Origin of the sequence: Actinophytocola sp. (genome assembly GCF_035762905.1) — a bacterium.
Classification (GTDB): domain Bacteria; phylum Actinomycetota; class Actinomycetes; order Mycobacteriales; family Pseudonocardiaceae; genus DASYTH01.
In genome coordinates, this window is sequence record NZ_DASUCC010000155.1 from 16,830 (window position 1) to 39,072 (window position 22,243).

The 22,243-nt window shown below is 68.1% G+C and carries 16 protein-coding genes and 4 pseudogenes; 15 read left to right on the forward strand and 5 right to left on the reverse strand.

Translation table 11 applies throughout. The features are described from left to right. Nucleotides 1–27 precede the first annotated feature (27 nt). From VFV67_RS33830 to VFV67_RS33870, 8 genes and pseudogenes are all read left to right on the forward strand, one after another. A complete protein-coding gene (locus VFV67_RS33830) occupies nt 28–759 on the forward strand; it encodes a hypothetical protein (protein ID WP_326474794.1) in 732 nt (243 codons plus the stop codon). Between the two features lie 28 nt (nt 760–787). Further along, a complete protein-coding gene (locus tag VFV67_RS33835; protein WP_326474795.1) occupies nt 788–1,108 on the forward strand; it encodes a hypothetical protein in 321 nt (106 codons plus the stop codon). Continuing rightward, a complete protein-coding gene (locus VFV67_RS33840; RefSeq protein ID WP_326474796.1) occupies nt 1,108–1,878 on the forward strand; it encodes a hypothetical protein in 771 nt (256 codons plus the stop codon). The genes VFV67_RS33835 and VFV67_RS33840 overlap by 1 nt, the downstream gene beginning before the upstream one ends. Before the next feature lie 148 nt (nt 1,879–2,026). Further along, nucleotides 2,027–4,822, forward strand: a complete 2,796-nt coding sequence (locus VFV67_RS33845; RefSeq protein ID WP_326474797.1) for an AfsR/SARP family transcriptional regulator — start codon at nt 2,027–2,029, stop codon at nt 4,820–4,822. Between the two features lie 773 nt (nt 4,823–5,595). After that, a pseudogene (locus tag VFV67_RS36930) lies at nt 5,596–6,396 on the forward strand (IS5 family transposase). Between the two features lie 40 nt (nt 6,397–6,436). Continuing rightward, nucleotides 6,437–6,748, forward strand: a pseudogene (locus VFV67_RS33860) (Imm8 family immunity protein); the annotation flags it as partial. A gap of 1,129 nt (nt 6,749–7,877) precedes the next feature. After that, a complete protein-coding gene (locus tag VFV67_RS33865; protein ID WP_326474800.1) occupies nt 7,878–9,236 on the forward strand; it encodes a hypothetical protein in 1,359 nt (452 codons plus the stop codon). A gap of 323 nt (nt 9,237–9,559) precedes the next feature. Continuing rightward, a complete protein-coding gene (locus tag VFV67_RS33870) occupies nt 9,560–10,867 on the forward strand; it encodes an IPT/TIG domain-containing protein (RefSeq protein WP_326474801.1) in 1,308 nt (435 codons plus the stop codon). An 837-nt stretch (nt 10,868–11,704) separates the two neighbouring features. Here VFV67_RS33870 and VFV67_RS33875 read toward each other — a convergent pair. Beyond that, the gene (locus VFV67_RS33875; RefSeq protein ID WP_326474802.1) at nt 11,705–13,543 is read right to left on the reverse strand and encodes a cellulose binding domain-containing protein; all 1,839 of its coding nucleotides are present in this window, start codon (nt 13,541–13,543) and stop codon (nt 11,705–11,707) included. 529 nt (nt 13,544–14,072) lie between these two features. Then, nucleotides 14,073–14,756 (reverse strand): choice-of-anchor P family protein, encoded by a 684-nt coding sequence (locus VFV67_RS33880; protein ID WP_326474803.1) that lies wholly within the window; start codon nt 14,754–14,756, stop codon nt 14,073–14,075. 328 nt (nt 14,757–15,084) lie between these two features. On the opposite strand from VFV67_RS33880, the gene VFV67_RS33885 reads away from it, so the two are divergent. Further along, the gene (locus tag VFV67_RS33885) at nt 15,085–15,213 is read left to right on the forward strand and encodes a hypothetical protein (protein ID WP_326474804.1); all 129 of its coding nucleotides are present in this window, start codon (nt 15,085–15,087) and stop codon (nt 15,211–15,213) included. 257 nt (nt 15,214–15,470) lie between these two features. Here VFV67_RS33885 and VFV67_RS33890 read toward each other — a convergent pair. Next, nucleotides 15,471–16,673 (reverse strand): annotated as a pseudogene (locus VFV67_RS33890) (IS110 family transposase). A gap of 577 nt (nt 16,674–17,250) precedes the next feature. Here VFV67_RS33890 and VFV67_RS33895 point away from each other — a divergent pair. The 4 genes and pseudogenes from VFV67_RS33895 to VFV67_RS33910 all read left to right on the forward strand — a co-directional run bounded on the left by VFV67_RS33895 (nt 17,251) and on the right by VFV67_RS33910 (nt 20,395). Next, on the forward strand, nt 17,251–17,496 hold the full coding sequence (locus tag VFV67_RS33895; RefSeq protein ID WP_326474805.1) for a winged helix-turn-helix domain-containing protein: 246 nt from the start codon (nt 17,251–17,253) through the stop codon (nt 17,494–17,496). 78 nt (nt 17,497–17,574) lie between these two features. After that, nucleotides 17,575–17,865 (forward strand): helix-turn-helix domain-containing protein, encoded by a 291-nt coding sequence (locus VFV67_RS33900; protein WP_326474806.1) that lies wholly within the window; start codon nt 17,575–17,577, stop codon nt 17,863–17,865. Then, a pseudogene (locus VFV67_RS33905) lies at nt 17,865–19,212 on the forward strand (site-specific integrase). Before VFV67_RS33900 ends, VFV67_RS33905 begins: the two are co-directional and overlap by 1 nt. A 28-nt stretch (nt 19,213–19,240) precedes the next feature. Continuing rightward, nucleotides 19,241–20,395 (forward strand): MrcB family domain-containing protein, encoded by a 1,155-nt coding sequence (locus tag VFV67_RS33910; RefSeq protein WP_326474807.1) that lies wholly within the window; start codon nt 19,241–19,243, stop codon nt 20,393–20,395. A 191-nt stretch (nt 20,396–20,586) separates the two neighbouring features. Here the strand turns inward: VFV67_RS33910 and VFV67_RS33915 are convergent, their stop codons facing one another. Both VFV67_RS33915 and VFV67_RS33920 read right to left on the reverse strand, forming a co-directional pair. Continuing rightward, nucleotides 20,587–20,877, reverse strand: coding sequence for a hypothetical protein (locus VFV67_RS33915; RefSeq protein ID WP_326474808.1), 291 nt, complete (start codon nt 20,875–20,877; stop codon nt 20,587–20,589). A gap of 132 nt (nt 20,878–21,009) precedes the next feature. Further along, on the reverse strand, nt 21,010–21,444 hold the full coding sequence (locus tag VFV67_RS33920) for a helix-turn-helix transcriptional regulator (protein ID WP_326474809.1): 435 nt from the start codon (nt 21,442–21,444) through the stop codon (nt 21,010–21,012). 123 nt (nt 21,445–21,567) lie between these two features. Between VFV67_RS33920 and VFV67_RS33925 the strand changes: the two genes are divergently transcribed. Both VFV67_RS33925 and VFV67_RS33930 read left to right on the forward strand, forming a co-directional pair. Beyond that, the gene (locus tag VFV67_RS33925; protein ID WP_326474810.1) at nt 21,568–21,816 is read left to right on the forward strand and encodes a helix-turn-helix transcriptional regulator; all 249 of its coding nucleotides are present in this window, start codon (nt 21,568–21,570) and stop codon (nt 21,814–21,816) included. 55 nt (nt 21,817–21,871) lie between these two features. Then, complete coding sequence (locus VFV67_RS33930; protein WP_326474811.1) at nt 21,872–22,159, forward strand: hypothetical protein; 288 nt, start codon at nt 21,872–21,874, stop codon at nt 22,157–22,159. Nucleotides 22,160–22,243: the final 84 nt, after the last annotated feature.

Below are 22,243 nucleotides of genomic sequence, written 5' to 3' on the forward strand. Positions count from 1 at the left end.
CGCGTATTCGATTTCGGGAGACAAGGTATGACGTCCACACCTGACCGCCGCAGCTCCGGCCGTGCGCAGGCGACGGACGAGGGCTGGCGGCGCGGGTTCGCCGAGCCGGACTTCGAGGAGGACGAGGGCCGGCGCGGTGGCGCGAGGGCGGCGGCAGCGCGGTCCGATGTGGACGATGTCGGTCCCGGTGTGTTCGAGGGCGTCGACGACCACGGCGTCATCACGGTGACCGTCGACCGATCCGGTCGGGTGGCCGATGTGGTGGTCCCGCCGACCTGGCGCGGCGGCGGCGCCCTCGAACCACGCGAGCTGGGTCACGCCCTGTGCACCGCCGCGAACAACGCGCTATTGAGCCAACTCGCCGACACGCTGCGACGCCTGGATGCCGGTCCGGTCGCGCCGAAGAGAACGAGCCTGGTGCCGCCCGAGGTGTCGATGAGTGAGGTTGCCGACCTGTTCAACCGGTTCGAGCGGGACTTCGAGACCTACCGCACGCGGCTCGAGGAGGCGCTGAACGTCACCGGCGTCGGGACGGGCCCCAACGGCCGGGTGACGGTGACCATGGAACCGGGACGGGTCGTCGAGGTGACGGCCGACCCGCGGTGGGCGTCGCACTCCAGGCACACCGAGATCCGCGCCGAAGCCCTCCGGGCCTTCCGGTCCGCCGTTGCCAAGCTCGGCAACCCCGACCCGAACGCGGTCCCGCTCCCGCCGTCGCTCGCGAGACTCCGGGAACTGGCGCGGGGACCGGTCAACTGAGTCCGGACGACAGCCGAAGGGAAGGCGTATGACGCCGCCTGTTCAAGTCGCGTGTGACGCACTGGTGGGGGACGCGGACAAATGGAAGGCCGCCTCCGACGCGATGGCGGGCGCGGCGCGGGCCGCCGGGAACCTCGCCATGAACGAGGGCCAGTTCGGCCAGTGGGCCGAGCGGCGCGGGGTGATCCGGGCGTATTTGGCGCTGCAGCAGAAGTTCACCGCCTTGGCCCAGGGCGCGTCTGCCGAGTTCGACGCGATCTCCACGACGCTGAGGGAGGTCGCCCGCACTTATCTCGCGGAGGACGAGGCCGGCGCGCACGACATGCGCCGAATCGAGGAGCACCTCTGATGAGCGCCATCGACGCCGCCTACGACGAGGCCGTCAAGACGGTCGAGTCCTGCGCGAGGAAGATCGATCGGGCCTGCACCGACATCGCCAACAAGGTGAACTGGGCGCTGAAGTTCGTTCCGGACCCGCTTGACGGGCGGATCAGAGCGGAAATGGCCAAGCTCACCGAGAAGCAAAAGGACAGCGAGGTGATGTTCTCGGATCTGTGGCTGGAACGTGGTTCGGCCGGTGCGCTGCGCGACGCGGCCAGTGCCTGGACCGCCAACGTCGGTGCCGTGGCGAGCGAGCACAGCTTCCAGCTTCAGTTCGCGACGCTGCCGAGCAACGGCAAGTGGACCGGTCCCGCACAGCAGGCGTACCGGCCGATCGTGGACCTGAACAGCAGGGTGCTCGGCGATTTCAAGAACTGGACCGACGACCTGAACAGCACTCTGAACGACCTCGCCGACGCGCTCAAGGCCTACTGGATCGCGATCGGCATCGAGGCCGTGGGTTGCGCCGCGACGCTCGCCGGGTGCGCCATCGCCTCGGGTGCCGTGGCCACGTTGCCGGCGACGATCGCCACCGCGGTCGGGGCGATCATCGCGTTCTGGTTGGCCGTCGGCGGCGCCACCGTCCTGTACCACAACGTGCTGGACGCCATGCAGGCCAAGCTGGAGAAGATCACGGCCATCAACGGCACCCAGGGCCGCTGGCCGCATGCCGGGGCAGACCTGAGCGACGCCTCCGTCCTCGACGACGACGAGAGCGACTGGGAGCCCGTCCCCTGAGCCGATCCCGGGACCCGTGCGGTGTCCCGTGGCGTGGCCCGGTTCCGGGCAGCACGGCGCGGTCGGCCGCGACCGGCCATCGGTGGTGCGAACTTGTCCACTTCCCCGGGATCGTTGTGCGATGCTTCCGCCCGGGGGTGAGGCCGCGATGGACCTACGGCTTCTCGGCAGCGTCGACGCTCGCCACGCCGGTGCGGTGGTCGAAGTCGGACCGGATCGCCAGCGGTGCGTGCTGGTCGCGCTGGTCGCCGACGCCAACCGGGTGATCTCGGCCGAAGAGCTGATCGACCGCGTCTGGGGCGAGAATCTCCCGCTCAGATGCCGCGGCACACTGCGGACCTACCTGTCCCGGTTGCGGCAGGTGCTCGACCCGGACGCGGAGATCGGTCGCCGGGCCGGTGGATACCTGCTCACCATCGACCCGCTCGCGGTGGACCTGCACCGGTTCCGCGCGCTGGTGCGACGGGCGTCGGCAACTGAGCGCGACGCCGATGCCCTCGCGTTGCTCGACGAGGCACTGGGCCTGTGGCGCGGCGAAGCGTTCGCCGGCCTGGACACTCCATGGATCAACACCCTGCGGGACGCCGTGGCCGCCGAGCGACGGTCCGCCGAACTCGACCGGATCGACCTGCGGCTGCGCCTCGGCGACCACAACACGCTCGCGGCCGAGCTGTCCGGTCAGGTCGCCGAGCGTCCGCTGGACGAGCGCCTGGCCGGCCAGTACATGCTCGCGCTCTACCGCGCCGGGCGGCAGGCCGACGCGCTGCTGCACTACGGCGAGGTCCGCCGCCGGCTCGGCGATGCGCTGGGCGCCGACCCGACACCGCAGCTCGCCGCGCTGCACCGCCAGATCCTGGCCGCCGATCCGGCGCTGCGCCTGACGCATACGGCGGCCCCGCCCGCAGGCCTCGCCTGGCGACCCGTTCCCCGGCAGTTGCCGCCGGCGCCGGGACGGCTCAGCGGCAGGCGCCGGGAGTTGGCCCGCATCGACGAGGTGCTCTCGGGCGGCGGGCCGGGGACGATCGCGATCATCTCCGGCGTCGGGGGCGTCGGAAAGACCTGGCTCGTCCTGCACTGGGCGCATCGCAACGCGCACCGGTTCCCGGACGGGCAGCTGTTCGTCGACCTGCGCGGGTTCGCACCGGACGGGGAACCGATGCGGACCGAGCTGGCGGTGCGCGCGTTTCTGGACGCGCTCGGCGTCGGGCCGGACCGGATCCCGCTGGACCCACCGGCGCAGGTGGGCATGTACCGCAGTCTGGTCGCCGACCGTCAGCTGCTGGTCGTGCTGGACAACGCGCGGGACAGCCGGCAGGTGGTCCGCCTGCTGCCGGGCGGGTCGGGGTGCAGCGTGTTGGTGACCAGTCGGGACCGGTTGCCAGGTTTGATCACCGGCCACGGTGCCCGGCCACTGACCCTGACCGGGTTGCCGGACACCGACGCCCGGCAGCTGCTGGTCGACCGGCTCGGCGTTCGACGGGTCGACGCCGAACCGGACGCGGTCGCCGAGCTGATCGGCTATTGCGCCGGACTGCCGCTGGCCCTCGCCATCATCGCCGGGCGCGCCATCGTCGATCCTGGCCCGCGGCTGCGGACCTGGGCGGCGCAGATCGGTGACACCGCGACCCGGCTGACCGCGCTGAACGCCGGTGACGAGCTCGCCAGCCTGACCGCCGCGTTGTCCTGGTCCTCGGCCGCGCTCGACCCGGCCGAGGCGCGAGCGTTCCAGCTGCTCGGCTTCGCCGCCGGCGCCGACATCGGACTGCCGGCCGCGGCCGCGCTGCTGGGTGAGTCGGACGGTCGGGCGACCGCTCGGCTGCGGGCCCTGCACCGGATGTCGCTGCTTGACGAGCACGTCGCGGGCCGGTGGCGGATGCACGACCTGGTCCGGTTGCACGCGAGCGACGCGGCGCGGTGTCACCGCGGCGAAGACGAGCGGTTCGCCGCACTGCACCGGCTGACCGGCCACCACGTCCACGCCGCGGCGGCCGCCGACCGGCTGCTCGATCCGCACCGGCCGGCGATCGCCCTCGCCGCAGCGGACTGTCACGACGGCCGGCACGCCTTCGCCGACGAGGCGGCCGCGCTGGCCTACTTCACGGCCGAGTTGGACGGCCTGCTCGCGATTCAGCGGCAGGCCGCCGAGGTGGGCCTGCTACCCGCGGTATGGCAGCTCGCCTGGGGGCTGAGCACGTTCACCTGCCGGCAGGGCCGCCGGCAGGACTTGCTGACCGCCTGGCAGCTCGGGCTTGCCGCGGCCCGTGAGCTTGGCGACGCCCACGCCGAGCTCCTCGCCTGCCACCAGTTGGGCCGTGCCCACACCGAACTCGGCCAGCACGCCGAGGCGGTCGCCCACCTCGACCACGCACTCACCCTGGCCGAGCGGGCCGGGGATCCTGTCGGGCAGTCCTACGTGCTGTTGACGCTGGCCCGCACCTGGCAGGTGCACGGCGACGGGCACCGGGCGGTCGAACATGCCGAGCGGTCCCTGCGCGTGCTGGACGGCGTTGCCGAAGCGAACCCGGTGTGGCTTTCCCGGGTACTCAACGCGGTCGGCTGGTACCTGGCGCAGCTGGGCCGGTTCGAACCCGCGGCCGCCCACTGCCTGGCCGCGCTCGACATCTACCGCACGCATCCCGACCGCAACGCCGAGGCGGACACCCTGGACAGTCTCGGCTTCATCGCCCACGGTGCCGGCCGGTACGCCGAAGCGCTCGACTGGTACCGGCAGGCGCTGAATCTGCTGCGCGAGACGGGAGACACCTCAGGCGAGGCGGACACCCTGGACCGCACCGCGGGTTCGCTGGCCGCCCTCGGCGAACCCAGGGAGGCCGAACGCACCTGGCAGCAGGCCCTGTCCCACTACCAGGACCAGGGCCGCGCCGAAGACGCCGACCGGGTCCAGCGGGAACTCGATCAGTTGGCTGTCCCCGTCGCAGACTAACCACGGCCAGGCCGAGGGAAGTCGTGATCAGCAGACCGATCCGCCCGATGCGACGGTATCCGGCCGCGAGCATCCTCCCGACGACGCTCCAGAGCGCCATGACCGCGGCATAGTTCGGCAGGATCCGGTCCAGCGCCAAGAAAAATCCGCACCGAGCGGCGCCGGCCCGGTCCCGAAAGACGTCGTCGACCCGACCGTACAGCGTGGCGGACTTGTTCGGTCCCAACGACTTCGCACCGAGCACCCGCCACCCGTCGATCAGCCGGTCGACCTCGTCCGCGGGCGCAGTCACCGCGATCCCTTGGGAACGCAGGATGTCGGCGTCGTCGTGCAGGACCAGCCCACCTTCGTCGATGATCAGCCCCCGTTCGAACAGCGAGCCGATCTCCCCGATCAGGTGCGTGGCCAGCCGGATCCTGCACGGGTCCTATTCCCCGACGGCACCCACACTGAGACCCCTGACCTGCGGGTTTGTCGAGCCATCCCACCTGTCGCTTGGCTGCAAGCGTCTGACCTGCAGATACGGCTCACAGGGTGGTGCCCCGGCAGGATTCGAACCTGCGACCTACCGCTGAGAGCCTGTTCCTGAACCTGATCTTGGTTGGGCGTGTCGGTGCTGGTGGCGGAGGAACTCCTGGTAGATCGAGCGGTGTCGAAGCGCCGTCCTACCAGGAGTTCCGTTGTTATCGTGGCGTATTGCCTCGATGGAGGCTGGCCCGGACCAGGCATGTTGTCGGCTGGCGCCGTTTCATCAGGACGGCGGCGCCAGGCGGGTGCGGTGGTATCCGTCGGAGACCACCGATGCGCAGTGGGCGCTGATCGACCCGTTGTTGCCGGATCCGGTCTGGCTGGGCGAGCAGGCGGGCGTCCGGAGGAGCACTGCCGCCGGGTGATCGTGGACGCGATCTTCTACCTGGTGGACAACGGCACCAAGTGGCGGGCGCTGCCGGCCGATTTCCCGCCCTGGTCGACGGTCTACAACTACTTCGCCGCGTGGGAGAAGGCCGGCGTCCCGCAGGACGTGCTGGACGGTCTGCGCGATCGGGTGCGGCTGCGTGAGGGTCGCACCGCACAGCCCTCCGCGGCCGATCATCGACTCCCAGTCGGTGCGGGCCGCCGAGACCGTCGGCCAACCCACGCGGGGTTACGACGCCGGTAAGAAGGTCAACGGCCGCAAACGCCGCATCGCCGTGGACACCTTGGGTCTGCTGTTGTCCGTGCTGGTCACCGCCGCCAGCGTGCAGGACCGCGACGCAGCCCGGCCGCTGCTCGACGCGCTCGCCGCCTCCTATCACCGCATTCGCCTGGTCTGGGTCGATGGCGGCTACGCCGGCAAACTCCTCGGCTGGACCCGCACCAGCCTCACAATCGTGCTGCAGATCGTGAAACGCTCCGACGACACCACCGGCTTCGTTGTCCTGCCACGAAGATGGGTCGTGGAACGCAGCCTGGCCTGGATCACCCGACACCGCCGCTGCGTCCGCGACTACGAACGACTACCAACCCACCACGAAGCCATGGTCCACTGGAGCATGATCCACATCACCAGCCGCCGACTCGCCAAACGGGTTTAGGAACAGGCTCTGACACCTACGCTCCGGACGACCCGACCGATTCATGTTCCTGGTCCAGATGCTGGTCGGGCCAGCCGGCGAACAGGGTGAAGAGTCCTTCCAATTCGAGGTATGTACACCAGGATGGCTGGCCGAGCAGATCGAGCACGACGGACCGACCAACGGCCGCCACTACGTCGTTGTCAATCACTTCCACTGGCCGACCCTGCAGAACTACTTCGAACGACTCGTCACCAGGCACTGGGGCGCGGACTGGCACGAAGTCGCCACGAAACTCAGCCGCTACGGCTACTGGGAGTTCGAGGACTACGCCCCGGCGGCCGGCGAAACCACGCCCGAACGCCACTCCTGACGAGCCAACCGGTGATCCACGGTGGAGGTATTCGGACAGTTGCGATATCTGACGTCGCCAGAGTCCCCGGCTACGCCAACGATGCCATCATCGCCACCGCCGTCCTACGCAGTGTCGTGCGACGTGACGGCTTCGCCGCCGTCGTCCGCCTCACCGGACTCCACCGCCCAACACACTGATGCATGCGTCCGACCATGCTCGGCGCTTCAGGTGCTGTCACCGACCGCACCGGGTCCTGTTCGGACAGGGGTTGATCTGCGGAAACTCGCCATACCGGCTCGTTGTGGTTACGCTCGCCTGCGGGAGCGGGGAGCAAGACTGTGGCGGTGCTGCGACCACCGGTCGCGCCGGCGTTGGCCCGGGAGCAAAGAATCGTCCCCGGCGCCGAGTCCATTGTGGAGTTACGAGCCCAAGATGGACGGTTGGCTTTACTGCACTAGTCAAGTTGATCTTTGATCCGTCGGTAATTTCCGGCCCCACCCAGGCTGGTCGTCGATCGCCGGCTCCGCCGAGCCGCCCTCGGACGAGCCAGCGACCATGCTGGCTGTTCCCCGGCTTCGGCCCCAGGCACGCACCTGTCCAGCCACCACCTCAACGTCCGCCTCAAACCCTCGGCATCGATCCACAGCCCGCGCGCAACACCACCCTGCTCGATCTCGCCGCCCCGCTGCCCGCAGCCGTACATCAGGTGCCTGCGCGGCTCGGCTTCACCACCGCCACCGCCTGGACCCACCACGCCGGCCAGCACGGCGGCTTCGCCGCCGCACTGACCCGACGCCAGCGCCGTCACGCTGCTGCACATTCGGCCACCCCACCACCCGATGTCGATGGTCGGGTCCGCCTGAACGGCACCCGAAACGGCGAACCCGGCGAATACGGCCCGCCAGAATCACTTTTAGGCGAGGCATAGGTTTAGTTTCGGTTTCGGTCGAACCGCCGAGAATGCGCCTTCCGGCACGGTTTGGCAACCCCGTGTACCGCAACGCGGAACACTACTTTTATGCCCGCAACCGGCAGCGAAAAGTAGTGTTCCGCTGGGCGGTACACACTATTGCGATCACACGGGGCCCGGGTGTCTTCTCCACAGACCCCTTGAACGCGGAAAAGGATTTCATGAGGAGACACCAAAATGAGACGCATATTCCGTCAGCGATTACTAGGTGCGGCCACGGCGGTCATGGCCGCCCTCGGCTTCGCGGTTCTCGCCGCCACCCCGAGCTGGGCCGTGGCGCCGGCCAACGACGACTTCGCCAACGCCCAAGCCGAAACCGGCTCGTTCACCGACGGTCTCGACAACACCGACGCGACGAGGGAGGTGGGTGAACCCAGTCCTGACTGCACTGGTGAGGCGGTAGTCGGAACGGTCTGGTACGGGCTGACCATCAGCGCGGGCACCGAGGTCTCGGCCGTGACGGCGGGATCGAACTACGACACGATCGTGGCCGTCTACACCGGCGCCAGTCTCGGGTCACTGTCCCAGGTCACCTGCAGCGACGACGTCTCTTTTCCGAGCGACCTGACCTCCGCTGTGGAGTTCACGGCGAGCTCATCGACGACGTACTGGATCCAGGTCGGCGGTGTGTCCTGGGACGGAGACGACGGCCGCGGTGACCTTGCTCTCGATGTCGACGTGAGCCCGCCTGCGGATGTGTCGGTGTCGGTGGCCGATTCGGCCGATCCGGTGTCGGTGGGCGCTTCGCCGTACACCTACACGGTCAGCGTGGCCAACGGCGGGCCGACTGGGGCGACCGGGGTGTCGGTGTCCACCAGCCTGTCCGGGGCGTCCGGGGCGGCGTGGACGATCAACTCGGCCACCCCGTCGCAGGGGTCGTGCTCGGGCACCGCGCCGGTGGCGTGCTCGCTGGGCAACATCGCCGCCTCGGGTGGTGCGACGGTGGTGATCTCGGTGACGCCGTCGGCGACCGGGACGATCACCGCTACCTCCACGGTGTCGGCCAACGAGCCCGACCAGTCCTCGGGTAACAACACCGACGCCGAGTCCACCACGGTGAACAACGCGCTGGGGTGCAGCATCACCGGCACCTCCGGCAACGACACACTCACCGGCACCAGCGGCAACGACGTGATCTGCGGCCTGGGTGGCAACGACACCATCGACGGCGGCAGCGGCGACGATGTCATCTACGCCGGTGACGGTGACGACGCCGTGGGTGGCGGCAACGGCGCCGACACCATCTACGGCCAAGCCGGCAACGACGACAACGACGGCGAAACCCTGCTCGGGTCCCTGCTGCACCTGTTCGACAACGGCAACGACACCATCAACGGCGGACCGGGCAACGACACCCTCGACGGCCAGAACGGCAACGACACCGTCATCGACGAGGACGGCACCGACAGCCTGTCCGGCAACGTCGGCAACGACACCATCGACGTCCAAGACGGGGTCGGCGGCGACACCGCCAACGGCGGCCTGGGCACCGACACCTGCGCCGTGGACGGGGGTGACTCCAGCAGCGGCTGCTGAACCATCCCGCTCCGCCGCGTGGTCACCCCAGTACCGCGCGGCGGACCGGCAGCGCACCTTCGAGAATGGGAAAGGGAACTGTCCAATGTCTACGATCATCCGCCGGATCAGTGCCGCCGGCACGGCGTTGCTGATCCCGGTGACCGAGTACCGGCGCTGGAATGGATAGGACACCGGCCACCCGGACCATCGACCGACCGGCCAACCGCAACGCCATGAGCCAGCAGATGTGGTCGGCGTTAGGCAAAGACGCCGCAGGGGGCGGCGCGCTGCAGCGCGTCGGTGCGCGCGGATGACACTCTGACCCGTAAGGAGAAACAGCAATGTCCACAATCACAACCCGCGCTGGTGGCGGCAGGCGTCTGCCGCGCCGGCTGGTCGCGGCGCTCGCGGCGACCGTGCTGTGCAGCGCCGCTCTGGTGGCCCTGACGGGTACGGCCCACGCCGCCGGCCTGTTCGTGGTGACCAGTCTGAGTCCGAGCTCCGGCCCCACCAGCGGCGGCACGGTGGTCACCATCACCGGCACCGGCTTCCTCGGCGACGGATTCCTCTGTGAGGAGGTCAGTGTGGTGAGGTTCGGAACCACCGCAGCGTCGTCGTTCACCGTCAACAGCGACACCAGCATCACCGCGACCGCGCCCGCGCACGCGGCCGGCACCGTCGAGATCGACCTGCGGGACGCCTTCGGCAATTGCGATGACGACAACTCGGCCGATAACTACACCTATGTGGACGGCGCGGACCTGGCTGTGTCGGTGGCGGACTCGGCGGATCCGGTGGCGTTGGGCGATACCTTCACCGACACGGTGACCGTGACCAACAACGGCCCGGTCACCGCCACCACCACCGCCGCGTCGCTGACCCTGTCCGGGGCCGCCACCGGCATTCTGTCGGCCAGCGCCTCGCAGGGCTCGTGCAGCATCTCCGCCCCGACCGTGTCGTGCAGCCTGGGCACGCTGGCCAGCAGCGCCGCCGCGACGGTCACCGTGACGCTCTCGCCCACGGCCACCGGCACGGTGAGCGCCAGTGCCAGCGTCGATGCCGACCAGACCGACCCGAGTAGCGGCAACGACACCGACGCCGAGAACACCACCGTCAACAACGCGCACGGCTGCACCATCACCGGCACCAACGGCAACGACACCTCCCTGGACGGCACCAGCGGCGCCGACGTCATCTGCGGCCTGGCCGGCGACGACACCATCGACGCCGAATCGGGCAACGACACCGTGTGGGCCGGCGACGGCGCCGACACCATCGACGGCGACGCCGGCGACGACGTCATCCACGCCGGCAACGGCAACGACCAGATCGGCGGCGGCGACGGCAACGACACCCTCTACGGCGACGCCGGCAACGACACCAACCGCGGCGAAACCCTGATCGAGGCCCTGCTCGGCCTGTTCGGCAACGGCGCCGACACCATCGACGGCGGAGCGGGCAACGACAACCTCGACGGCCAAAACGGCGGCGACACCCTCTACGATCACGACGGCACCGACACCCTGTCCGGCAGCCTCGGCAACGACGACATCGACACCCAGGACGGCGTGGGCGGCGACACCGCCAACGGCGGCATCGGCTTCGACACCTGCACCGTGGACGGCGGCGACTCCACCAGCGGCTGCTAACCAACCCGACACCCACCCCGCCGCGCGGCACCCCAACCATACCCGCCGCGCGGCGGTTCCCTGCGCGGGTTCGGCCTGCCCACATCGACCAGCCTGGCCACGCTCCAGCAGGCGGTCGATCCCAGCCCGAAGCCGTTGCGCCGGCAGAGCTGGACTGTAAGCGGGACACCCCCAACCCCACCCGCACCGAGCGCCAGCTGGACATGGACGCGTTGGCTGTCGTCGAAGTGCAGCCACACATCGCTGCGAGCACGACCCGGCCGGCCGGGACGGCGGCGACTCCCGCAACGGCAAACGGGCCAAGACGGTGCTCACCGAGGCCGGCCAGGCGGACGCCGGGCAGGGGCCGAACAACCGCACCGGATCGCCGTGAGCGTCTCGCCAGACCTCAACCCGTTTCATGAAACCCTGTGTACCCGAACCCGGCGGGAGTACGTGACGGCCTGTGTCGGACGCGCACATCGTGGCCGACCACGGTGTTGGCCACGCGTCGTCGTCCAAAAAGGACTTTCGTGCCGCTGGTCGATGATGCGATTCGGTCGTCTGTGGTGTGGTGGCTGGACGTTGCGCGGGTGGGGATGCCTGTGCGCGGGGCCATGCGGAGATCGAGGCGGTGGGCCGGTCGCATTCAGCAGGCCGCACGGCTGTGGTCGGAGCGGCGTTGGTTCCATGTCGGGGATGTTGCCTGGGGTGGGGCGTTCGGTCATGGCACCGAAAGCGGGGCACCTCGCGGGGTGGCCTGGCGCGGTGTGCGGTTCGGGCGGGAGTGTTGGCGTGGATGATGCTGGGTTGGTTGTGGGGTGGCCGGGAACGGCCACCCCACGACGACCTTTCTGTTCAGTAACCGGCTGTCACTCTGGTGAAGTCCCAGTCGTTCTGGGCGATGCCGCTGCACGCGGGCGACACGCCGCCGCCCGGGCAGGGCCGGTCGCGGTTGACGGACCAGAAGGTGAAGCGGCCCAGCCCGCGCGGCTTGGCCCAGTCGCGGAGCTCGGTCCAGTGGTGGAGCAGGGTCTCCTCAAGTTCGTTGGACAAGCCGTTCATGCCGGAGATGCCGATGTGCGTGTAGGCCTCCGCGTCGGACAAGCCGAACGTGGTCTTCAGCAGGTTCTTGAGCCCTTCCGTCGAACTGATCGTGTCACTGACGATGTTCAAGCTGTTGAAGTTGAAGGTCATCTGCGACCACACGTCGACATCCGCTCCCAACGCCTTCGCCTGCGTGATCATCCGGGTGCCGTAGGCGTCGGGACCGCTCGCCAACGTGGGAAGCGTGACGATGGTCTGGATCCCCGGGTTGTCCTGTTTGATGATTCGCAGCGCCTCCAGGATGCGGTCCTGTGCGGTGTAGTTGTGGTACTCGGTGTGCTCGATGTCGATATCGATGGCCTTGAAATCGTAGGCGTCGATCACCTCCTGGTAGAACGCGGCGAGAGCCGTCCCGGTCGGGCAGATCTCGCCTGGTTTCTTGCCGTCGTAACCGCCGACCGAGACGATGGCGTCCCCGCCGGCGGCCCGGATGTCATTGATCCGTGCCACGTCGATGGGGTCGAGCAGTGGGCGCCAGCCGTCCCAGGTGGGCTCGCACGTGGGGATGGTGCTGTTGGAGAGGATGAAGCCCAGGGTGAACCACTTGATGCCGGTCGCGGTCATCACGTCGCTGGCGTCCGGGACGTTGCCCCAGCTGTACAGGTAGGGCGCGGCGGCCGCCCCGGACGGGGGCTGGGTCGGGCATCCGCTCGTGGTGGCGCTCACCGCACCGCTGTGCGGCGACTCACCGGCGTTGTTGAACGCGGTCACGGTGTAGCTGTGCTGCGTGCATGCGGTCAGGCCGCTGATGGTGGCCGACGTGGTCGTGCTGGTTTGCACGAGGGTGCCGTCCGAATAGACCCGGTATTCGATGACTTCTCCGCTTGCGGCGGTCCAGCCCAGCGAGATCGAGGTGTTCGTGGTGCCGGTGACCGTCGGGGTTCCCGGCGTTCCGGGCACGCTCGGCGGGCATCCGCTGGTGGTGGCGCTCACGGCCTCGCTGGGTACCGAGTCACCCTGAGCGTTGCGCGCCTTCACGACATAGCTGTTTGTCGTGCACGCGGTCAGGCCGGTGACGGTGGCCGAGGTGGTGGTGGACGTGGCCACGACGACACCATTCGAAATGACCTGGTATTCGATGACGTCCCCGCTCGAGGCCGTCCAGGCCAGCGAGATCGAGGTGTTCGTGGTGCCGGTGACCGTGGGGGTTCCCGGTTTTCCGGGCACCGTTGGCCCTGGCGGCGCGCCGGCGCAGTCCGCGCCGTTGATCGTGCAGTTCTGCGGGACCGGGTATCCGCCGGGGGTGCCCGCGATGCCGAAGGTCTTGGTCGCGCCGGCCGCCAGCAGCGGGTCCCAACTCGGGTTGGTGAACGTGTAGTGCTGGCCGTTGCGAGTCATCACCGCGTCCCACGCCGAGGTGATCTCCCAGCCTTCCGGCATGTCGATCTCCACGGTCCAACCGTTGATGTCCGTGTCCGTTCCGTTGTGCAGCGTGAACAGGCCGTTGAACCCACTGCCCCAGTCATCGGTGCTGGTGTAGGTCGCCGTCAACGTGCCTTGTGCGGCCGGCGCGGCGGTGGCCGGGGCCGCAACCAGTGCCATGGCCGCGACCGTGGTGATCGTGGCGACCAAAGCCGTCGCTCTCCTCATGTGCATGACTCATCTCTCCTGTGAACCAAATCGGATAGAGCTGCGAGATCGTTCGCTGACAGGTGTTCAACCGCCACACGACACCAAGGCCGAGAAACCACGCACGACATTGCCGTGCATCCCGTCGCATCGGCGGCGACGCGTGGCGGCCGGCGATGAGTTTAGACCGATGTGAACGGTTACACCCGGCATATTTCCGCCGTTCCCGGGAAAGCGGTGGTCATCGCCAAAAAATTACACCCGATCGGGTGCGGAGCCGGCCACATGAATGGGCGGTATCGTATGGTCTCATCGCGCACACAATCGGAGCAACGGGCGCACGGAATCCTTGTAATCATCCCGCGCGAATGGGACACAGACTACGCATTGTCCATTGAACGTTCGCGCAACGTTCACCTAGGTAACTCAGGCGGCGAAGCGATGAGACCAGACCGCCGAGAACGCCGAGACGATCGTCGAGCAGGGGATGCTGGACAGCGAAGTCACCGCCGACGGTCCGCTGTCCAGCATCGCTACGCCCGGGACACCCTCACCGCGAGCCGGGTGAACAGTGCACCGATCCGGCCACGAAGTCGCCGCCGGAGTTGGGCAGCGCGCTCGGGGACAGCTGGACATGCACGGCGTTCACCGTCAGGCTACGGTCCGGCGCCGGGGCGCGGACCTGTTCGTTGAGCACGATCCGGGCGAGCGGCGCGTCGGTCGGCAGCCGGCCCGGAATGACCATGGTGTAGTTGGGCGGGACCGGGTTGGGCAGCCATGCGCCGAGAATGTTGCTCACCCGCATGGTCGACGCCGTGCCCGACGGGCTGGCGGAGCAGGTCACCGTGTAGCGCCCGATCCGCAGCGGCGGCCCCCCGAAGGGGCGCAGCACGTTGATGAAATACACCGCGCCGGTCACCTCGACGTCGACATTGCCCCGCTCGTCCGTGCGGCACACGCTCGTACCCCAGCCGATGTTGACGAGGAATGTCTGCACACCTCGGGTGAAGCCGACCGGCGCTGCGTCGGTGTCGCAGTTCCCCAAGCGTGCAACGTTGATCGGTCTTCCCTGAATCGTCGCGTTCACGGAAGCGACATACCCGCTGCCGCTGGGCTGGTTCGCCGCCGGTGGCGGCGGGGGTGCCGGCGGATCCGCGGTAGCGGTCAACGGACCAGCTACTGCGACGGCGACAAGAGCGAGTGGGACAGCGAGTACTCCTCGGCTGAACGCCATGACCGGGCTCCTCCTTCAATACGGGTTTGCTTGCCAACCTTCGAGCTTTCAGCAACCCGGCCAGAAATGCCCCGCATGTCAGCCCATCGTAGACATGTGGACAACCCGTTGGGGTGCCACTCTGACCCGCAGTAAGCATCAAAATGCGCCGCCGGTACCGGGCGGGATTGATGACGCGTCAAATAGTGATTTGGCAACGACTGCACGAGCGCCATCCGGCGGGCCGGGCTGCCGCGAAGAGCGGTTTTTCGGCTCCCGGAACATATTCAGATTCCCCATCGGCGTCTCGCCGTCATATGCCCGCACCGTACCCAAACGGCGGGACGAGGTGCTCATCAAACGAGCGCTTGTACTGCTCTGCACGCCGCTGCTCGTGCTGCTGACATTCGCGCTGCCGGCCAGCTACGTGTGCGTCAACCGCGGCGGCGCCAATCCCAGCGCCGCCGAGGTGACATGATCACGCGATTTCTGTGTCGGGCTACGGAATCGCTCGAGGTGTCCGCCTGCGTAGACGGAACGATCTGTTTCAGGGAGGTGTGTCCCGCCGTCGCGTCTCCATCTGCCGGGCGTCAGGCGGTGTCGTCGTGCGACACAGCGACGAGGAAGACCGCGTCGAGGCCCACCACGGTCAGTTCGCGGCGGTGGACGGATTCGATGGCGCAGCATGTTACCCCGATGCGGTTCGGCCTGCGGGGGGTGTCCCTATGGATCTTGTCAAGCCGGTTGTGCTGCGGGTGGGTGGTAGAAGGTCTTGTTGCGGAGCATGGCGAACAGGACGTCGCAGCGGCGTCGGGCGAGGCAGATGAGGGCGGCGTTGTGTTTCTTGCCTTCGGCTCGCTTGCGGTTGTAGTAGGCGCGGCTGACCGGATCGGACAGGGCGGCGAACGCGGCGAGAAAGAACGCTCGCTTGAGCTTGAGCTTGCGGTTGCCGGTTCGGGCGGGGTGCTCGCCCTTGATGCTGCTGCCGGAGCTGTGGGTGGTGGGGGCGATGCCGGCGTAGGCGGCCAGATGGGCGGAGGACTTGAAGGCGGAGGCGTCGCCGATCTCGAGCAGGATGCGGGCGGCGGTCCTGACCCCGATGCCGGGCATGGAGGTCAGGACCCCGGCAGGAGGGTGCGCATCGAGTATCCCTTCGACCTCGCCGGCGACGGTTTTGCGTTGCTGGAGCACGGTCGTGAGGCTGTCGGCCAGTCTGGGCAGGACGGTGTCGGCGGCGGCGGCGGTGCCGGGCACGACGACGGTCTGCTCGCCGAGTGCGACCAGGATGGCTTCGACCAGCTTGGTGCCGATGCGCGGGGCGTGTTGGGTGGCGATCGTGGTGAGCGTGTCGCGTCCGACCTGCCGGATGCCGGCGGGGCCGCCGCACTGGGACAGGATCGCCAGCACGGCGGGGTGGTTGATCTTGGGGCCGATGACGCGTTCGAGGGCGGTGTGGATGCCGGGTGAGCAGGCCGCGGACGCGGTTGCTGATCCGGGTGGCCTCGCCGGCCAGGTCGTCATCGAAGCCGACCAGCACGTCCAGTTCGGCCAGCGCGTCGTCGCCGACATCGACCTGGCGCAGCGTGTGCGGCAGGGTGCGGGCGGCGTCGGCGATGATGAACGCGTCGCGGGCGTCGGTCTTGGCGCGGCCGGGGTAGAGGTCGGCGATGCGGCGTATCGCCAGCCCCGGTAGTAGGCCACCTGGTGGCCGCATGCCCGGGCCACGGCTACCGGCAGCGCACCGATCGTGGCGGGCTGGTCGACGACGACCAGCAGCGGGCCGTGCTGGGCGAGCTTGTCGAACACCGCTCGCGGCTTTGGCTCGGTGTTCGGCAAAGGCGCGTCATGCAGCCGCTTGCCCGAGGTATCCAGGCCCACGGCGTGATGGGCGCCCTTACCCACGTCCAACCCGAGGAACACGCCGTAACCGCCGCTCAACGCACCACAACTTTCATCGTCGCGTGTGGTCGCTGGTCAGTCCAAAGGTGCGGTTCTGCCCAAATCTTCTGCCGCGATGCTGGGTGTCATGCCGGCTCAGCGTCGTTTGACTGCGCGCCTCGCTGGCACAATGGGCCGAAGATCTCGATGCCCGACCCCGACCTGCTGGCGGCATTCGCGCGGGCGCGCGGTCGCGCCGAGGAGCATATGGCCGGGTGCGAGCGCGATGGCGGCTCGTGGCGTGAAGAGACGATATCGGAGCTGGTGTGGCAGGCCGCGCGACCATACGTCCTCTACGCCGACTTCACCCGCCACGAGGAGAACGTGGTGGGCGCGGACTGGCTGTGGTGGTGGGTTGACACCGGCGGCGAGTGCTTCGGGATGCTCGTGCAGGCCAAACGGCTGCACCGCCACGGCCGCAGGTGGCAACTCGACTTCCGCGCCAACGGCGGCGAGCAGATGGACCGTCTATTTGTGGCCGCAGACCTGTTCGAGGTGCCGGCCACCTACGTGCTCTACCTAGGCACCGCAGCATCCGGGCCGGGCTGGGCTGGACGGCCCGGCCAGCGACTACGAGATGGCCGACACCCGCGCACTCCTGATCCGCCTGATCCGGGACTACCCCGGCAGCACCCCGGCGGACCTGGCCAAAGCAGTCGACCTGCCGGCCGCCACCGTGCGCAAAACCCTGTCCCGGATGGCCGACAAAGGCCAGGTCCGGGTAGCGCCCGGCGGCGCCTACTACCCACCCGAACCCGAGGCCATGACCAGGGGACATGCCGCCCCTGTCACACCTGTCACTCAGTCACTCAACCCCCTCTGAACAGGGAGAACCGCTGTGACACCCCCAGTGGCAGCCACCCGACCCTGTCACTCCGACCTGAGGCGAGAGGTAGCCGAGATGACCGCCGCCACGCCGGAGCTGGCCGCCGTGCTCGCTCAACTGGCCAAGGTGCTTGTCGACCAGGCCGCGATCCCACCGGAACCCGCACCGCCGCCACGGCTCATGCCGGAGCGGGTTCTCCTGAAGGTGGAGGAAGCCGCCGAACGGCTGCGCATCGGCCGCACCCTTGCCTGGCGGCTGGTGCGGACCGGGGAACTCGAATCGGTGCGGATCGGCAAGCTCCGACGGGTCCATGTGGACGCCGTCCGCGCCTACGCCGGCCGGCTCACCGCGAAGGGAACTGCGTGATGAACGGCGACACCGGGACGGGCACCCGCAAGCCCAATGGCGCGTCCACGATCTACTACAGCGAATATGATGGGTGTTGGCATGGCCGGGTCACCGTCGGGGTAAAGAACAACGGCGCGCCGGATCGGCGCCACATCAAACGGAAGGCCGCCGGGGAAGGCGACAAGAAGGCGTACAACGCGGTACGGGAGGCCGTGCGGAAACTCGAACAGGAACGCGACACCGGCACCGTGCGCAAAGCGGGCCGCGCCATGCCAGTGGAGGCATGGTTGGTGCACTGGCTGGAGAACATCGCCCGGCCCACCCTGAAGTACAAGGCGTACTGCGCCTACCGAACGGCGGTGCACCGTCACCTGATTCCCGGGCTGGGCAAGCATCGGATGGACCACCGGCTCAAGCCGGAGCACTTCGAGCGGCTGTACGCGTCGATTCTGCGAGCCGGTGGTGCGCCGGGGACTGCACACCAGGTGCACCGCACCGCGCGCACCGCGTTCCGCGAAGCCGTCCGGCGTGAGGTCATCGCGCGGAATCCGCTCGCCCCTGGTGAAAGCTCCCCGGCTCAGCGAGACGGAAGTCGAACGGTTCGATGTGGATGAGATTCGACGGCTCATCAAGACCGCGCTCGGACGGCGCAACGGCACCCGGTTCGTGCTCGCGCTGGCGTTGGGCACTCGGCAGGGCGAAACCATCGGCCTGAAATGGGCGCGGCTCAACGAGAAGACGAAGATGCTCACGATCGCCAGCCAGTTGCAGCGTCACACCTGGGAACACGGCTGCGACGATCCGCACGTGTGCGGCGCGAAGCACCACAAGGTGGCGCCGTGCCCGCAGGGCTGCAGCCGGCACACCCGCCCATGCCCGCCACCGTGCCCGGCCGACTGCACCGGCCACGCCCGGCGGTGCCCGGGCCGGCGGGGCGGGGGACTGGTGGAAGTGGAGGTCAAGTCCCGGGCTGGGCGGCGCGGCATCGTCCTACCCGACCAGCTCTACACGCTGCTCATGGAGCACAAGGCCTCCCAGGAACGCGAGCGGGAACGCGCCGCGGACTTGTGGGTGGGCGACGGATGGATGTTCGCCCAGCCCACCGGCAGGCCGATCGACCCGCGCCGCGACATGGCCGAATGGAAGACCCTGCTCACGGCAGCCGGGGTCCGGGACGCCCGGCTGCACGACGCCCGGCACACCGCCGCAACGGTCCTCCTGCTGCTGGAAGTGCCCGAACGGGCCGTCATGGAATTCATGGGCTGGTCCAACAGCGGCATGACCAAGCGCTACCAGCATGTCACGGCCGTCCTCCGGGCCAGCATTGCGAAACGGCTGGACGGCTTCCTCTGGAACGACGACTGAGCGCCCGTCGTCGGCCTACCATCCGGGCATGGACATCAGCGCGGCGATCTCGGGTGTGCGTGCTCATGGTTACGACCACAGGCAGGGTCGAGATCAACCTGCTCAGAAGCATCTGCGTGAGGTGTTTCACCAGCTACGGCCGTTGGTTCCACCTGGGATGAAGGTTCTCGTGAGTGGCGCCGGTCGGAGTCTGCCTGTTGTGCCGTGGATCGCCATCTTGAATACCGACGTGACTAATACGGCGCAGGAGGGGCTCTACGTCGTCTACCTCTACCGTGGCGATCTGTCGCGGGTTTATCTCAGCATGAATCAAGGTGCGACTCAGCACCAAAAGAATGCCGTGAAGGGAGGTCTCAAAGGTGTCAAAGCTGAGCGGGCCGCCCTTGCTGAGTTGCGGAGCGAAAGCACGCTGATGCGCGGAAAACTGGATGAGGGGACGCTCGCGGGCCTTGTCGCGTCAATCGAGCTCGGGTCGGCTCTGTTCCTTCCACGTGGATACGAGGAAGGAAACGTTGCTGCCATGGAGTACGACTTATCAACGCTCCCTGGTGAGGCCGAGTTACGGGACGACTTATCCCGCTTCTTAGCCTTATATGACGACTGTGTTGCAATCAAACGGGACATACTGGCGACGTCGCCGGGTCTCATCGCGACGACGGCCGGTTCTGAGAAGACGAAGACTTCGTTCAAGCCTCGTCCTCCGGCGTTCCGCCCCAAGAGTTCTGCTGAATACTTAGCGCGGGTACCGGCCCAGGAGCAGACCAAGGGACGCCGACACGACGACCTACTTAATCTCTTCGCAGCCAGGGCCAGGACCGCGGGCCTCACGCCAGCAAACAACGTCCATCCGTGCGATCTCACCGTTGACAGCACGGACACCCATTGGCTCGTCGAAGCTAAGACCGTCGGTGCCAACGCCGAGCTAGCAGTACGCGAAGCTATCGGACAACTCTTCGCTTACCGCCACTTCTGCTACCGCGAGTTGAAGCGGGAGGACCCTGCCCTAGTCGCGTTGTTCTCCGAACCGGTCGGTACGGCCTTTGTTGACCTCCTAGTGTCGCTGGGGATCGAGGCATTATGGCGCGACAGCGGGACATGGCGGGGAGTTGTGGGGTCAGCACAACCGGGCCTCCTAGCCGCGTCAGAGCCGCCGCCCAGCGTCGCGGGGTTCGCTGGACCCTGATCTGAGACCCGAACTGAGACCCGACAGCCCCGGTGATCTTCGCCGGGGGCTGTTTTGCCTGGTGCCCCCGGCAGGATTCGAACCTGCGACCTACCGCTTAGGAGGCGCTACTGTGGTTAGCGCTGCGCTACCTGGCGTTTCCCAACTTTACTCACGAGCGCAACTCGTCGAGTTGTGCGCTCCGAGACCGATCATGCGCCGGGAGGGTCGACGGCCCGTAAGTGCCGGAGCGGGTGCGCAGCGCCGGGGAGGGTGCCGTCGGCGGCCGGCATCGCCGCGCCGGTCGGCGGCGCGAGTGCTTCGACGGCGGCGCCGAGCGCGGCGAGGAACTCGGTGAGCCCGAGCTGCGTGTCGAGATAGATGGTGTTGGTGGCGGTGTCGATCACTGCGGGCGTCCCGTCGAGCTTGCCCGCCGCGATGGTGATGTTGTGGCGGGTGACGGCCTGGTGGAGGTTCGCGAGGAGCCCGAGGAGATCGCTCATACCGGACGTATCCCCGGCGATTGTTGAGGCGTTAACAACGTTCCGTGAATAGGGTCACGTTAGGGCCTTTCGGCCTACCCCCCGTGCGCTTTGCCCACATACGGTTGCGTATTGCCGCAGATAGATCCCCGTTTACCTGGTCTTTCGGCGCCGCGATGGAGGACTTTCGCCCCTATCCGGAACGCTGACTGGCCGATATCTGTCCGGTTGCTGGGCCTGCTCCTCGGCGCTGATCGGTCGCGCTCCGTCACCGGCCATGCGGCGCTCCACCTCGGCGAGCAACTCCCTGTTGGACAGTGCTCCGGGGTCGGGTGGCGCGCTGGTCCGTTGCTTGGCTTCCTCGGCAGTGAGCAGCGCCGCGGCGACCATGACCTCGAGCACCGGCCGGCGGGTGGCGGTGGCTAGGGTGCGCACGTTGTCTATGGACGGCCCGGTTTCGCCGCGAAGCCAGCGGCTTACGACGCTCGGCGCTACCCCCGTGTGGCGCGCCAGCTCGGCTTGGCTCCAGCCGTGCTGGTCCATCTGGGCCCGCAGGTAGTCGCCGAACGCCCCCTCGTTCGGTTGCATGCGCCCATGGTAGGTGCATGCATGCAAGCCGGTAAAGCGGCAACACACAAGTTGGACCGGTCGGCTTAATTACACCAGTGCAACGCTATTGCATGCATGCACGCCACTAGATAGCATGCATGCATGGCAATCCCGCCCATGCACGCCACGCTCATCATCAACCCCGAGACCCTCGACGCGCTGCGGGGACGCGCCGGGATCACCACCAACGCCGCTCTCGCCGAGGCCATCGGCGTCGACAAATCCACCGTCGGCCGGGTCCTCGCCGCGCGCACCGAACCTTCCGCCCGGTTCATCGCCGGGCTGTTCGAACTGGCCGCGGCCCACGACATCGACGTGCGCGACCTGATCAAGACGAAGCCCGCCGCGTGACTGGCCGGTCTGCGGCGGGCTCCTGGATACGAATCCCACCACCAAGGAGGATCCGATGACCACATCGTACGCGGAGATCGCGGCCGACTCGGAAGCCCTGGCGTTCCTGCTCGACCCGGCGCTCGACATCCACGGGGCGCACGTGCCGGCCGGGCCGTGCGGCTGGTGCGACGACACGGACGCGGTCGCGACCGTGCGGGTGTACGGCCAGCCGCGCGCCGACGTGTTCCGCCCGGTTGAGCTGGTCGAGTGCTGCGCCCGCTGCGCCAACACGGTCACCGATCGGGCCGTCGCCGAGCGCGCCACCGACACCCCGATCGTCGTCGAGGTGTCCCGTGGCTGAACAGGCCGTGTTGACCGATCTCGGCCGTGACGTGCGCGCCGACCTCGTCCGCCGCCAAACCACCACTCACTGACAGTCCAGAAA

Coding starts and splice junctions, on each gene's coding strand:
- VFV67_RS33830 (WP_326474794.1), top strand. CDS start 28: ATGACGTCCACACCTGACCGCCGCAGCTCCGGCCGTGCGCAGGCGACG.
- VFV67_RS33835 (WP_326474795.1), top strand. CDS start 788: ATGACGCCGCCTGTTCAAGTCGCGTGTGACGCACTGGTGGGGGACGCG.
- VFV67_RS33840 (WP_326474796.1), top strand. CDS start 1,108: ATGAGCGCCATCGACGCCGCCTACGACGAGGCCGTCAAGACGGTCGAG.
- VFV67_RS33845 (WP_326474797.1), top strand. CDS start 2,027: ATGGACCTACGGCTTCTCGGCAGCGTCGACGCTCGCCACGCCGGTGCG.
- VFV67_RS33865 (WP_326474800.1), top strand. CDS start 7,878: ATGAGACGCATATTCCGTCAGCGATTACTAGGTGCGGCCACGGCGGTC.
- VFV67_RS33870 (WP_326474801.1), top strand. CDS start 9,560: ATGTCCACAATCACAACCCGCGCTGGTGGCGGCAGGCGTCTGCCGCGC.
- VFV67_RS33875 (WP_326474802.1), bottom strand. CDS start 13,543: ATGAGGAGAGCGACGGCTTTGGTCGCCACGATCACCACGGTCGCGGCC.
- VFV67_RS33880 (WP_326474803.1), bottom strand. CDS start 14,756: ATGGCGTTCAGCCGAGGAGTACTCGCTGTCCCACTCGCTCTTGTCGCC.
- VFV67_RS33895 (WP_326474805.1), top strand. CDS start 17,251: ATGGCCGACACCCGCGCACTCCTGATCCGCCTGATCCGGGACTACCCC.
- VFV67_RS33900 (WP_326474806.1), top strand. CDS start 17,575: ATGACCGCCGCCACGCCGGAGCTGGCCGCCGTGCTCGCTCAACTGGCC.
- VFV67_RS33910 (WP_326474807.1), top strand. CDS start 19,241: ATGGACATCAGCGCGGCGATCTCGGGTGTGCGTGCTCATGGTTACGAC.
- VFV67_RS33915 (WP_326474808.1), bottom strand. CDS start 20,877: ATGAGCGATCTCCTCGGGCTCCTCGCGAACCTCCACCAGGCCGTCACC.
- VFV67_RS33920 (WP_326474809.1), bottom strand. CDS start 21,444: ATGCAACCGAACGAGGGGGCGTTCGGCGACTACCTGCGGGCCCAGATG.
- VFV67_RS33925 (WP_326474810.1), top strand. CDS start 21,568: ATGGCAATCCCGCCCATGCACGCCACGCTCATCATCAACCCCGAGACC.
- VFV67_RS33930 (WP_326474811.1), top strand. CDS start 21,872: ATGACCACATCGTACGCGGAGATCGCGGCCGACTCGGAAGCCCTGGCG.